Source organism: Nostoc sp. C052, from assembly GCF_013393905.1.
Taxonomy (GTDB): Bacteria; Cyanobacteriota; Cyanobacteriia; order Cyanobacteriales; family Nostocaceae; genus Nostoc.
Genome location: NZ_CP040272.1, coordinates 6,052,118 through 6,065,432, shown reverse-complemented (window position 1 = coordinate 6,065,432; position 13,315 = coordinate 6,052,118). Strand labels below are relative to the sequence as shown.

At 42.6% G+C, this 13,315-nt stretch carries 11 protein-coding genes; 7 read left to right on the top strand and 4 right to left on the bottom strand.

Annotated elements, in window-relative coordinates:
• Positions 1–49: 49 nt before the first annotated feature.
• Positions 50–1,546 (top strand): aldehyde dehydrogenase family protein, encoded by a 1,497-nt coding sequence (locus tag FD723_RS25080; RefSeq protein WP_179067792.1) that lies wholly within the window; start codon positions 50–52, stop codon positions 1,544–1,546.
• A gap of 212 nt (positions 1,547–1,758) precedes the next feature.
• Here the strand turns inward: FD723_RS25080 and pgeF are convergent, their stop codons facing one another.
• A complete protein-coding gene (gene pgeF, locus FD723_RS25075) occupies positions 1,759–2,544 on the bottom strand; it encodes a peptidoglycan editing factor PgeF (RefSeq protein WP_179067791.1) in 786 nt (261 codons plus the stop codon).
• A gap of 60 nt (positions 2,545–2,604) precedes the next feature.
• On the opposite strand from pgeF, the gene FD723_RS25070 reads away from it, so the two are divergent.
• On the top strand, positions 2,605–3,426 hold the full coding sequence (locus tag FD723_RS25070) for a biotin--[acetyl-CoA-carboxylase] ligase (protein WP_179067790.1): 822 nt from the start codon (positions 2,605–2,607) through the stop codon (positions 3,424–3,426).
• Positions 3,427–3,516: 90 nt separating this feature from the next.
• On the top strand, positions 3,517–5,073 hold the full coding sequence (locus FD723_RS25065; RefSeq protein WP_179067789.1) for a M23 family metallopeptidase: 1,557 nt from the start codon (positions 3,517–3,519) through the stop codon (positions 5,071–5,073).
• 56 nt (positions 5,074–5,129) lie between these two features.
• Here the strand turns inward: FD723_RS25065 and FD723_RS25060 are convergent, their stop codons facing one another.
• Positions 5,130–5,810 (bottom strand): riboflavin synthase, encoded by a 681-nt coding sequence (locus tag FD723_RS25060; RefSeq protein WP_179067788.1) that lies wholly within the window; start codon positions 5,808–5,810, stop codon positions 5,130–5,132.
• A 340-nt stretch (positions 5,811–6,150) separates the two neighbouring features.
• Between FD723_RS25060 and FD723_RS25055 the strand changes: the two genes are divergently transcribed.
• Both FD723_RS25055 and FD723_RS25050 read left to right on the top strand, forming a co-directional pair.
• Entirely contained in the window at positions 6,151–6,648 is a 498-nt protein-coding gene (locus tag FD723_RS25055; RefSeq protein ID WP_012406891.1) for a bifunctional nuclease family protein, read from the top strand.
• A 98-nt stretch (positions 6,649–6,746) separates the two neighbouring features.
• Positions 6,747–7,877, top strand: a complete 1,131-nt coding sequence (locus tag FD723_RS25050) for an aldo/keto reductase (RefSeq protein ID WP_179067787.1) — start codon at positions 6,747–6,749, stop codon at positions 7,875–7,877.
• 239 nt (positions 7,878–8,116) lie between these two features.
• Here the strand turns inward: FD723_RS25050 and FD723_RS25045 are convergent, their stop codons facing one another.
• Positions 8,117–8,659, bottom strand: coding sequence for a hypothetical protein (locus tag FD723_RS25045; protein ID WP_179067786.1), 543 nt, complete (start codon positions 8,657–8,659; stop codon positions 8,117–8,119).
• A gap of 50 nt (positions 8,660–8,709) precedes the next feature.
• Positions 8,710–9,504, bottom strand: a complete 795-nt coding sequence (locus FD723_RS25040; RefSeq protein WP_179067785.1) for a hypothetical protein — start codon at positions 9,502–9,504, stop codon at positions 8,710–8,712.
• Between the two features lie 439 nt (positions 9,505–9,943).
• On the opposite strand from FD723_RS25040, the gene FD723_RS25035 reads away from it, so the two are divergent.
• Positions 9,944–11,752, top strand: a complete 1,809-nt coding sequence (locus FD723_RS25035) for an ABC transporter ATP-binding protein (protein ID WP_179069277.1) — start codon at positions 9,944–9,946, stop codon at positions 11,750–11,752.
• Between the two features lie 212 nt (positions 11,753–11,964).
• Entirely contained in the window at positions 11,965–12,582 is a 618-nt protein-coding gene (locus FD723_RS25030) for a Uma2 family endonuclease (protein ID WP_179067784.1), read from the top strand.
• Positions 12,583–13,315 lie beyond the last annotated feature (733 nt).

Sequence of the window (13,315 nt, the reverse complement as noted above, 5' to 3'; positions counted from 1 at the left end):
CAAGCAAACTTAATACACAAGTTTCAGTGGATCATCGGAGATTTTCCAAATGACAACTCCGCTATCTTGTCGCAATTATATAGACGGTCAATGGTTGAGTGCCAAAGAGGAAGCAACCCTAGAAAGTCGCAACCCTGCCGACAAAACCGAAGTCGTTGCCACATTTCCCCGTTCCCAAGTTCAAGATGTAGATACAGCAGTAGCCGCCGCCCGTAAAGCCTACCGTAGTTGGCGCACAGTCCCCGCCCCAGCGAGGGCAGAATACATCTTTCGTGTCGGGGAAATATTACTCCAGCATAAAGAAGAACTGGCCCAATTAATCAGTCGGGAAATGGGTAAACCCTTGACGGAAGCCAGAGGAGATGTTCAAGAAGGTATTGACTGCGCCTTTTACAGTGCTGGCGAAGGACGGCGATTATTTGGGCAAACCACACCCTCGGAAATGTCCAATAAATTCGCTATGACTGTACGGATGCCCATCGGAGTCTGTGCCTTAATTACTCCCTGGAATTTCCCGGTGGCAATTCCTTGCTGGAAAGCTATGCCAGCCTTGGTTTGTGGCAATACAGTTATTCTCAAACCTGCCGAAGATACTTCCGCCTGTGCAACTAAATTGATTGAAATTTTTCAACAAGCAGGTTTACCACCAGGAGTAATTAACTTGGTGCATGGTGTGGGAGAGGAGGCGGGGAAAGCTTTAGTTGAGCATCCTAATGTAGATTTGGTGTCGTTTACTGGTTCTTCAGAAACAGGTGCTTTTGTCGGTGCAACTTGCGGACGCACTCACAAGCGTGTCTGTTTGGAAATGGGTGGTAAAAACGCTCAAGTGGTGATGGAAGATGCCGATTTAGAACTTGCTCTCGATGGTGCTGTGTGGGGAGCATTTGGAACAACCGGTCAACGCTGTACGGCTACCAGCCGCCTAATTTTGCATCGTGATATCAAGGAAAAATTTACTGCGATGCTTTATGAGCGTACCAGTAAATTACGCTTGGGTGCTGGCAGTGAACCAGATACAGATATTGGCCCAATAGTAAATGAAAAGCAACTCCAACAGGTGAGCAAATATTTAGATATCGCTCGTGAGGAAGGGGCAAAGGTTTTAATTGGTGGAGAAATTGCTAGTGAAGGCTCATTAAAAAACGGTTACTTCTTTCAACCAACTATTTTGGATGATGTAACTCCTGATATGCGAGTTGCTCGTGAAGAGATATTTGGGCCAGTAGTGGTATTGATTGAGGTTAGCTCCTTTGAGGATGCGATCGCAATTCTCAACGATAGCAATTATGGTCTTTCTTCTTCAGTTTACACGCGCGATATCAATCGGGCTTTTACTGCCATGCGCGACATCGAAGCAGGTATCACCTATATTAACGGCCCCACCATTGGCGCAGAGGTACACTTGCCCTTTGGGGGTGTGAAACAAACCGGTAACGGACACCGCGAGGCTGGAACTACAGCAATGGACGTTTTCACAGAATGGAAAAGTGTCTATGTTGACTTCTCTGGAAGTTTGCAACGCGCTCAGATAGATAACCGCAGTTAATTATCTGCAAATACGCTTGGGTTAAGGCTTGATTATCCCTAACCCTCCTTAAATTTGAATCCGTTTTGCTGCTTTAAACCGTTGCAAACTCAGTATCTCTGTCATCAGTTAAAATGTCGTATTTTTGATCCACAACATGGCAAATTATATTGAATCATGTTGAATCCAAGCTGATAAAGCGATCGCTCTATCAGCCAAAACACATTTGAATGCTACTGACTCCTTTTGCCACTAACAATCCCTGACCACTGAACTTTTTTCTCTTTCTCCCGGCGGTAAGAAAAGAAATGCTCTGGTGTTTGGAAAGTACAATAAGGTGCGATCGCAATTTGTTCTGCACTAATTCCCAAATTTTCCAGTTGTAAGGTATTCACTCGCCGCACATCTAGCCTTACCTTTCCGGGATCGGGGTCTTCTAGTAAAGGTGAATTTGGTAGCTCATATAATGCAGTAAGAATTTTTTCTTGGCTATTATGTGATATAATGCTTTCCCCAATTTCGGCAGCTACTTCAATGGAGACTTGGTAAACCTCACCAGCGATCGCAGGGCCCATTGCAATACGTAAATCATCAAGTTTACTGCCTTGAGATTGTAATCGAGCGATCGCTTGGGGCACAATCTTCTTCGCAGTTCCCCGCCAACCTGCGTGTAATGCTGCCACCCGTCCAGATTGCACATCCCCAATCAATATGGGTGTACAATCTGCGCTAGCGACCCAAACAGCTTGTAGAGGCTGCTCGCTCATTAAACCATCCGCCGATGCTAAATCCTCCTCAGCAGAGCTTAAAAAGCTTTCAACCTCTTGAGGGGTGAGAACAGTATTGCCATGAACCTGCTTTAAGCGATAGACTGATGCCTCTGGTTGCAATACCTCTGTGATAACTTGTGGCGATCGCGGCCAGAACTGCTGGGTAAAAAAGCCGTGATGCCAACGTTCCAAAAGACTACAAGTTAGATAGGGTAGTCCTTCCCAATTGCGCCAGTGCCAAGTGTGCATCTTGAACCAAACCTAAACAAATCAATGCTAACTTGAACAACGGAATTTGGGTTAACTGCTGTGGGATTTAATCTGCAAAACTTGGAATTAGCCTTGCAAGAAGCAGGGCGTAAGCATACATATTTACCATTTTCCCTTCACTTTTTTGAAAGCGTCTCCTCAACCAATCAAACCCTCTGGGACTTACTCAACCAAGGGGCTATTTCAGGAACAGTAGTAATCGCAACTGTACAATCTGCTGGGCGGGGACAATGGGGCCGTCAGTGGATTTCTCCGATTGGCGGATTATATGTTTCCGTGGCAATTTCTTTCGACCACAAAATAGAAGCTACTGACAGCTATCAGCTAACTTTCGCTACTGCTTGGGGAATTGCGTCTCAATTGCGCCAACTCGGCATAGATGTTGGGATAAAATGGCCCAACGATTTAGTGCTAAATGGTCGCAAACTCGGCGGCATTTTGACAGAAACCAAAGTAAACAAAGGACAAATCACCCAAGCAGTAATTGGTGTTGGTATTAACTGGATAAACCCAGTACCCGAAACTGGAATCAATCTGGAATCGTGGCAAGCATCCCAAAATTTCAGACCAATCTCTTGTCTGGAAATGTTAACCTCTAAAGTCCTGCTGGGAATAGAATCCGGTATGGAGTGCCTAGAACAAGAAGGAATAAGCATAATCTTGTCTCGCTATCTAGATTTGCTTACAAACATGGGCGATCGCGTGTACGTCAATAATCTTTCAGGTACAGTAGTTGGAGTGACATCTCAAGGAAATTTACGAGTTGATTTAGAAACACATGATACAAAGGAACTAATTACACCGGAAATTTATATTGAACCCGGTACAATCAGTTTGGGGTACCATAAATCTTCCATTTAAATTTGAGGTTTGTTCAAAATTTCGCTCTTTGGGCAAGACAAACCACTAGCATCATCTCTTTAGGCTAATTACACACAACTGAGAGAACAAATGACGCAGCGCAAAAATTCTGCCCCTGATAGTTTGCATTACTTATGGCAGCAAGGTCTGACAAAAAAACGTTTTGCCTCAACACTACCAGCCCAGAGCCTCTGTTGGCTGAGTAGCCTCAGCCTCCTTAGCGGCGGCTTTGTGTTTGCCCAAACGGAAACACAAATAGACAACATCGTTCCCACTGTTGAAAGTTCTCAACCAACAGCAGTTATAAATCCAGTCAAAAAACAGGCTGTTGTACCGGAAGCCACTCAAGGGCAACCAGAATTTTCTCAACGGCGAGCCAGACTTAAACAGAGACTAGGCAAACCAGAGGTTGCTCAATCAAAAGAGCCAGTTAGGCAGTCTACACCCAAAATCGAAGCTGCTGAACCTGTTGTAATTACTAGACAGTCAAAGCCCAAAGTAGAAGCCTCCCAGGTGACTCCTGTAAGGGTAAGGCAAGAAAAACCCAATACCCCCGCCCGCTCTTTACCTGAAAAACTCCCAGAAGTTGCTCAACCATCAAATAACTCAAACAGCCCTGTCAGTGCAACTGCGGGGAAAACCAAGGATTATAATAACGCCTATATCGATCCTAATAGTTATGACAGTGGTGCTACAGGTACTTATCAAGCACCAAACTCCGTAATTCTCACAGAACGCTCTAGTGGCTGCCGAGCCATTTTACCTTCAGGGCAAAGCGTATTAGGCGGCGTTTGTGCCAAAGCACCCGAAAGGAGTGTAGCTGATTCTAATGGTAAAGCAGCACCTACTTGGCTCAGAAGAAGTGAAAATGCCCAATTACCAGTAGTTTCACCCGTGCGGCAGGTTGCAACTACTGGCAACACCAGCAGATGGCGTGCTGCTCAAAGTGGTTCTACTGGTGACACCAAGAGCGCATTTCGCCCGAATCGGTTTATCCCGAATCCTGGCGAGTTCAGCCCCACAACAGTTAGTGCAACTCCCATTGCGCCGAGTGGTGGTACTTTACCTCCACCAATGGCAGATGGTAATATTGCACCCCGCCCCAGCAACGTAGCTTACGACTTCTCACTGGCATCAGTATTGCCACAAATCCCTTCTATGGGGCGAGTCGCCTATAGTGGTACGGGAATGATGTATCCCTTGTCTATTCCTGCTCCCATTACTTCTTTGTTTGGTTGGCGAGTTCATCCAATTACAGGAAACCAACGCTTCCACGCTGGTACAGACTTGGGTGCGCCCACAGGAACACCAGTTTTGGCGGCGGCGGCTGGTCAAGTAGAAACTGCTGATTGGATGGGCGGTTATGGTTTAACTGTTATCCTAAATCACAAATCCGCTGAACAAACTCTCTACGGCCACATGTCAGAAATCCTTGTGAAACCTGGTCAATGGGTACAGCCTGGAACTGTCATCGGGCTAGTTGGCAGCACCGGAGCTTCCACAGGGCCTCACTTGCACTTTGAAGTCCGTCACCTAACACAAGATGGGTGGGTTGCTACTGACCCAGGCGTGGAATTACAAAGCGCCCTCAGCCAGTTAGTGCGAGGCTTACAGACTGCCCAGGTTAGTCAGCAACCAGGTAGCTAGATTGGAAATTTTGGATTTTAGATTTTAAATTAATCTAAAATCCAAAATCCAAAATGTCAGAGATACCCGTGTTCTGCTAAGAATGCGGGTGTAATGCCATCCATACTATTTTCATCATGGGCAGTGGTGTTTGGGTTGCCAGAGTAAAGGAATTTTTCGACGTATTTGCCAAGAATATCTCCTTCTAGATTCACCAAACTCCCAGGAAGCAAATAGCGGAGATTTGTCTCGCTGTATGTGAGGGGAATTACCGCCACCTTGAATTGAGATAGTTCTGGCTCATAAGCGGCAACTGTGAGGCTGATGCCATTGACGGCGATGCTACCTTTGGGGACAATGTACCGTGCGATCGCCTCGGATGCAATAAAGGTCATTTCCCAAGAACTAGCCGTTTGTTCTGCCACTAGCAATCGACCGATGCCATCTACATGACCCATCACGAAATGACCGCCAACTTTGCTGCCTACCCTTAGCGATGCTTCTAAATTGACATATCTCTGTTGTGTTTGCTCACCTCCCAACGTCGTGCGGCGTAGCGTTTCTGGTGAAGCAGTGGCGATAAATCCATTCTTTAAAACTTTTTCTACTGTCAAGCAAACACCATCGACAGCAACACTGTCACCATAAGCCAAATCTTGCATAATTACTTCACCCGACTGGCTCACACAAGTAATTTGCCAAGAATCGCCCCCTAAGGGTTCCATCGTTCCTAATGCCTGGATTAATCCTGTAAACACGGCTTTTTTGTCAAACTAACTCTATTTATTGCCTAATTTTGGCTGAAGTCAATTGGTAATTGTCACAGAAATCTCGAACATCCAAGTATATTTTCTGACTTTTTTTCGTATAGGGATATTAACACATTAGCATCCTTCACGAGGCATACTTGGGTAAGAAGGTTATTGTCTAATAAGACTAGTTTGACTTACTCTGGTTTTCACCACAAGTTCGGAGTTTAATAGAAGCAATTATAGAGAACGAATGCTTATGTTTATTACTGTCGCCAAACCGCCGAAAAAGGGGTACTATTTGTTACACAGCATCCAAGGCTCTCAAAGCATTGTAGAGGCCTAGCCAATGATTGAAATGAAAGTTGCTGGCATAGCATTAGATGCCATAACCCGCAGCCCGATCGTACTTTTGAAAGATTCTTCAGATCGGCGGGCTTTGCCAATTTACATCGGTCAGGAGCAGGCTAGGGCCATTATGGGCGCACTGGAAAATCAGAAGCCTCCCAGACCCTTAACCCACGACCTGATTGTGAATCTTCTAGAGACTTGGAACATGACTCTAGAAAAGGTAATTATCCATTCCCTGCAAAAGGATACATTTTATGCAGCTTTAATTGTCCAGCAAGGTGAAGTCAAAAAAGAAATTGACGCGCGTCCTAGCGATGCGATCGCTATTGCCCTCCGTACAAATACTCCCATTTGGGTAATGGAAGAAGTCATTGCCGATGCTTCTATCCCTGTTGATCGTGATGCAGATGAAGCTGAACAGCAAGCCTTCCGTGAATTTATTTCCAATCTCCGTCCTGAAGACTTGATCAAGCGCTTTGGTAATGGCGACAGCTAGGCAATTTTAGATTTGGAATTTTAGATTTTAGATTGAAGGAAAAATCTAAAATCTAAAATCTAAAATCTAAAATTGAATGACTCCTAACTTTGTTAAAAATGCAATACCGACGCTTTGGAAAAACGAATCTGCGCCTCTCGGTTTTTTCTCTGGGAACAATGCGCTACTTGGCTTCTTTTGAAAATGCTCACCAAACCATCGAAAAAGCCTTAGCGTTAGGAATTAATCATCTAGAAACCGCCAGAGGTTACGGCAAAAGCGAGGAGTATCTTGGTAGGGCGCTAAAAGCTGGGTTATCAGTACCTCGAACGAAGCTTTACATCACTACTAAAATCTCAGCTACAGCAGATGGTGACTCCATGCGTCGGTGCATCGACGATTCTCTAGAACGATTACAACTAGATTATGTAGATTGCTTAAGCGTTCATGGTTTAAACACTTGGCAACATTTGGAGTGGGTGCAAGCCAAAAATGGCTGTATGCAGGCCGTTGAGGAAGCTATTACAGATGGACGAGTGCGACACGTTGGTTTTTCTACCCACGGGTCATTAGAGGTAATTCAGGCTGCAATTAACACAGATTTCTTTGAATTTGTCAATCTGCATTATTACTATTTTTTTCAACGGCACGCACCAGCGATTCAACTAGCTGCCGAGAAGGATATGGGTATTTTCATTATTTCCCCTGCTGATAAGGGAGGACGGCTCTACACGCCACCTCAGACCTTAAAAGACCTCTGCCATCCGTATTCACCCTTAGAACTAAGTTATCGATTTTTACTTGCTAATCACCGTATTACTACTTTAAGTATAGGCCCAGCCAACCCAGATGAATTAATAGAGCCTTTGCAAGTTGCTGACCATGATGGAGAGTTAACATCAGCAGAAATTTCTACTTTTTTACGTTTAGAAAATCACCAAAAAGTTGCTTTGGAAACTGATAATTGTAGCCAGTGTTATGCTTGTTTGCCCTGTCCAGAAAACATCAATATTCCAGAGGTATTACGGTTACGTAATCTTGCAGTAGCATACGACATGAAAGACTATGGTCAATATCGTTACGGAATGTTTGAAAATGCCGGTCATTGGTTCCCTGGAATGAAAGGCAATCGGTGTACAGAATGCGGTGATTGTTTACCTCGGTGTCCAGAAAAGTTAGATATTCCAGCTTTGTTGAAAGATACTCACCAAAAATTAAGTGGGAAAGGAGGTAGGAGATTGTGGGGTTGACACTCTCCGGTCTACCACTTCTTTTAATATATAAGGGTGCGTTATGGACATTAGTCCTAATGCACCAAAATCTAAGATAGTGCGTTAGTAGGGTGTTGAATATGATTTTGTAGGAAATTTTTGAGTGTCAACCATTCTTTTCTTGCTGCTTTGTCGCCAGAAGATTCATCAAGACATTGACAGCCTCAGAACAATTGTACGGCGACCAGACTGGATACTCGATCGCACTAAATTCAAGACTAGGGTAATGATAAAAAATTTCTGATTTTTTCAGCCGTTTCTCTATGCCATTCTTCATTGCCAGAATAGTACATATCTAGGGGAATAGATATCCCATTAGTCAGTAAAACAACTACCCGGTAAGTATCTGGATCAGAACCAGAATCTTTAAGAATATCAACATTCACATCACAAATCTCTGATAGGGAGTATTGTTTTTTCTCTACCTTCCTTAAAAAAATCCAAGACTTCTCAATAACAAGCTGATTTCTAGCTAAATCGAAAACTATTTTCTGTATGGAGGTACGTTTGGTGAACGAATATCCTATCATAACCATCACAATTCCAATCAGTGTTACGACAAAAGCTTGCAGCATAACCGAGGATTGAAACCGTATAGAAGTCTCGTAGCAAACTTTATCCTTCAAACACTCTATCCAAGTTGGAAATAGCAAGAGTGGAAAGCCGATACCTCCCATACCGAAAGCAAAACCAGCGACAGTAAAACCGAAGGAATTTGATTTGCAAATTAATTTTTGAGAAGATAGTTTTACGAGTTTCATAAATGTAACAATTAACTTGAATTCGTGGCAGGTTAACAATCCTCGATATTCTATTTTTCATAAACTTGCACTTGGATTATTTCTACGTCGAGGAAATTAGAAATCACTCCAGCAAGCTTATCTGCTGCTGGGCTTGTAGCACTAATCAATATAATACGCTCGTTGTTGGGACATTGCAAAACTAATGTGTATGTTATTTCATCATCATGATTTTTATCTTTCTCTACCAATACTTTTACCTGTTGAAGAGGGAACTTTTTAATGTTTGGCAGGGACAGAACTGCCTGACGAGTATAGATTAGTTGCCCTGTTTGTTGATCTAAAATACAAGTCTCTGATTGTTTCCATCTCCAATAAATGATTCCCAAAAGAATAAAGGCAGTACCAATAATTTGAAATAATGTTCCGTCTTCATTGCGGATAAATGTTTTTAAGGATTGATTTGAACTACTGAAAAACTCCCCAATAAATGAGCTTGTGTAATAGACAACCCTATTCCAAGGATGAGCTAATAAATTAGCCAAGACTAGATTTTGGGGTTTATCAGGGATGAAAACCAAATAGTTTCTATTATCAAATAGGCTAATAAACTGCTGATCTGCTCGCTCTCCCTTGATCAAGGGATGAACCTGAAACAGATTGTATTTAGGCAGAAAGCTAATTTCAATCAGGCTACAAGTTGCTTGTTTAGGTTGTGTGCGATCGCAAGATAGATAAGTTGTCTTACCCAGCCCTACACCAAGCACCAGTCCTAAAGCAATTAAGCAACCACCCGTTTTCCAAATGGTTGATACAGTTAAATACTGAAGCTTCATATAAGTTGCAGATTGCTCAACAATTTTCATAAACTTAGAGTGAGAATATAATGTTAAGTTAACTTTTCCGTTAATCCGCAAGGTTTGACTTTGCTTATTTTGCGCGATCGTCCCACTATTCGACAACCACAAAAATATTTCGTAATCGCGATCGCTTTTGCAACTTAATCTCCCAACTCAATGCGATCGCTGAACGAAACGAAAAATTGCAATCGGGCTGGCATCGGTTCCTTGCCAACAACTTTGCATTGAATTTTGAACACCTAAAATGGTACAAAGTTAACACCCTAGTGCGTTAGCCTACGGCATAACACACTCTACAAAACTAGTTTTTAGGTTTCAACTTCGGGGTTTTCAGCCAACATTCTTAGAAAAATGTAAAATTAATAAAGATTTAATAGAGTCAGGAAGATCCGCCCAAGCTGGGGTATCTCGCGGCAAGAAAAATGAAGATTAAAAAAAAAGAAATATTCTACGCCAGTCACTAACGGTTTTTCGATACAGTGGACGGGCTGTAAGCTTAGTATGGACTACTAGCCGATCGCTTACTATTCTTCTGGCTAGTTTAACTTTGGTGGCTGGTCTTTTACCGGCGGCAATATCCTACATCAGTAAGTTAATTGTGGATGCAGTGGTACTTGCCTCTCAAGTTCATTCACAAAGCAATGGTTTTGTCAATATTTATCCCTCGCTATTTTATGTAGGATTAGAAGCGATCGCTGTAATTTTACTAGCAGGTAGTCAGCGGGGAATCATCATTTGTCAATCGTTATTGCGGGCGCTAATGGGTCAGAGGGTGAATGTACTCATCTTAGAAAAGGCGCTGACACTTGATCTTAGGCAGTTTGAAGACTCAGAGTTTTATGACAAACTGACCAATGCCCGACGAGAAGCATCAGTTCGTCCTCTTTCTTTAGTAAATCGCACCTTTGGGTTAGTGCAAAATGCTCTTTCCTTGTTCACCTACGGTATTTTGCTAGTAAATTTCTCAGGTTGGGCAGTGGTGGTGCTGATTTTGGCAGCTATGCCTGTATTTATTTCCGAAACAAAGTTTGCTGGAGAAGGTTTTCGCTTGTTTAGTTGGCGTGCCGCAGAAACTCGTCAACAGCACTACTTAGAAAATCTCCTAGCAAGAGAAGATTTTGTCACAGAAATCAAACTCTACCAGTTGGGAGAGATGCTGCTAGGGCGTTACCGCAACTTGTTCAATCAACTCTATGGCGAAGACCGCGATTTGACTCTGCGGCGAGGACTGTGGGGGTATCTCCTGAGTTTAATCAGTACTGGTGCTTTTTACCTAGCTTATGCTTGGATTGTTCTGGAAACAGTGCTAGGTAAGATTTCCTTGGGAGATATGACTATGTATCTTACCGTTTTTCGCCAAGGACAATCTACTTTCTCCAATGCCCTTACTTCTATTGGCGGGATGTATGAGGACAACCTATATCTATCAAATCTCTATGATTTCCTAGAAGAAGAAGTACCAAAGTCTTGGGGTAAAGCAACCATTGGTTTAAATTCTCAAGATGGTATCCGTTTCGAGAACGTATCATTTACTTATCCGGGAAGTTCCAAGCCAGCATTGAGAAACATTTCGCTGCATTTGAAACCCAGAGAGAAACTGGCTATTGTCGGTGAAAATGGTTCCGGTAAGACTACCTTAATCAAACTACTTACCCGACTCTACACCCCTGACTCTGGGCAAATTTTCTTAGATGGCTTGGATTTGCAAGAATGGGATGTGGATGTGTTGCGGCGTCGGATTGGTGTGATTTTTCAGAACTTTGTCCGCTACCAGTTCACTGTAGGGGAGAATATTGGCGTGGGCGATGTAGAACATCTCGACAACAAAACCCGTTGGCAAAGTGCTGCTGAAAAAGGCATGGCCGAATCTTTTATCGACCAATTACCTCAAAGCTTTCAGACTCAACTTGGTCGTTGGTTTAAGGGAGGACAGGAACTTTCGGGGGGACAGTGGCAGAAAATTGCTCTTTCTCGTGCATTTATGCGATCGCAAGCAGATATCTTGGTGTTAGATGAACCAACATCAGCAATAGATGCCCAAGCTGAGTTTGAGATTTTCAATCATTTTCGCGCTATTACTAAAAATCAGATGGTACTTTTGATTTCCCATCGCTTCTCAACGGTACGAATGGCTGACAAAATTCTAGTTATAGAAAACGGCGAAGTTATAGAACAGGGAACTCACGAAGAATTATTAAAGCGAGGAGGACGTTATGCCAAATTGTTTCTGTTGCAAGCAGCCGGTTATCAATAGGAAAAAAGTTAAAAGACTTTGTGAATTGAGATAGCGATGTCTACGGTGGTCACTGAGCTTTGTCGTTCGCGCAGCGTCTCGTAGAGAAGTGCGGGCTGCGCCTACGCTCACTTTGTAAGCACATTGCAATTCTATTCAACCACGTTAAACTGTTGGGTAAACATGGGTCACTAGATGCTCCGTATCGTTAAACATTGCTACCTGATCAAACTATGCAAATAACAAAACAGCGATACTATACCCCAGAGGAATATTTAGAGCTAGAAGAAGCTGCTAAGTATAAAAGCGAATACATTGACGGGCAAATAATTCCTATGGCAGGTGGAACAATAAATCACAATCAAATAGCACTTAACTTGAGTACTGAGTTGAATTTTGCTTTTAAAAAGCAGAACTATCGAGTTTTCATGGGTGATGTTCGTCTGTGGATAACTCAAAAGCGTACCTATACCTATCCAGATGTGACGATTCTGGCGGATGAGCCAGAGTTTTTTAACAACCGAAAGGATATAATTCTGAATCCACAGATTATTGTTAAGGTTTTATCAAAATCTACTAAAGGGTACGATCGCGAAGATAAATTTCAGGCTTACCGAACTATTTCCACTTTCCAAGAATACCTATTAATTGACCAAACTCGAATTCATGTAGATCAATTTTCCAAAACTGGGAAAAAGCAATGGACGCTTCGTGAATATGATGAAGAAGATGAAGCGATCGCACTTGTAACCGTACCATTTGAGATTTCTCTACAAGATTTATACAACAAAGTTAAGTTTGAGCTTGTTGAGTCGGAAGGGGAAAGTGCTGATGTTGAGGAATTGGGGTAAAGTGCGATCGCCTAAGTGCTTTAAACACCTTAAGCGATCGCTCATCATTTTTGTATATCTAAATTCTTTAAACCACGAAGTTTTGGAAAACTTTCTAACTCAAACTCCTTTTTTATAAGCTGAGAAATATTATTTATTGTTTCAGGTAGAGCAAAAGTCATAAGAGTATTGAGTGTAGTTTTTTTAATTCCCCGGAAATTCCGGTAAATGTACTAAGTAGAAATTATCTTCATCTGACCATTGAATTACCATACTGTAGCGATCGCTCATTATTCTTCCTCTACTTCTCCTAGTTGTTTCAAAACACGATTGACTTGCTTTTCCAAGTATCGGGGTGCATCGTCTCTATCTTTTCCCGCAATGGTAACTACTGATAACCGCTATATACGGTTGTGCATATTAATGCAAATACTTTGATAGATTTTATTAGGAGCCACGGAAAACTCGCCAAAAACCGGATGAATCTTTAATACATACTCATAAATGAGGCTTTGAACTCCGTAAATGAGTCTTTGAACTCCGTGGACGGGGTTTGTAGTTGAATTTAATATAGACCTATAGACCTAAACCCCAAGACTCCAAGCCTCTCTCCTTTTAGTAAAGAGGTTTAGAGAGAGATCAAAGTTTATTAAATACAAAAGCGATCGCTTAAATGATTCTTCCCATGCGATCGCTCTAGTTAAAAATATTTGTAGGTTGATCTGCTATAATCTGCCATTGCTCCTGAATTCCT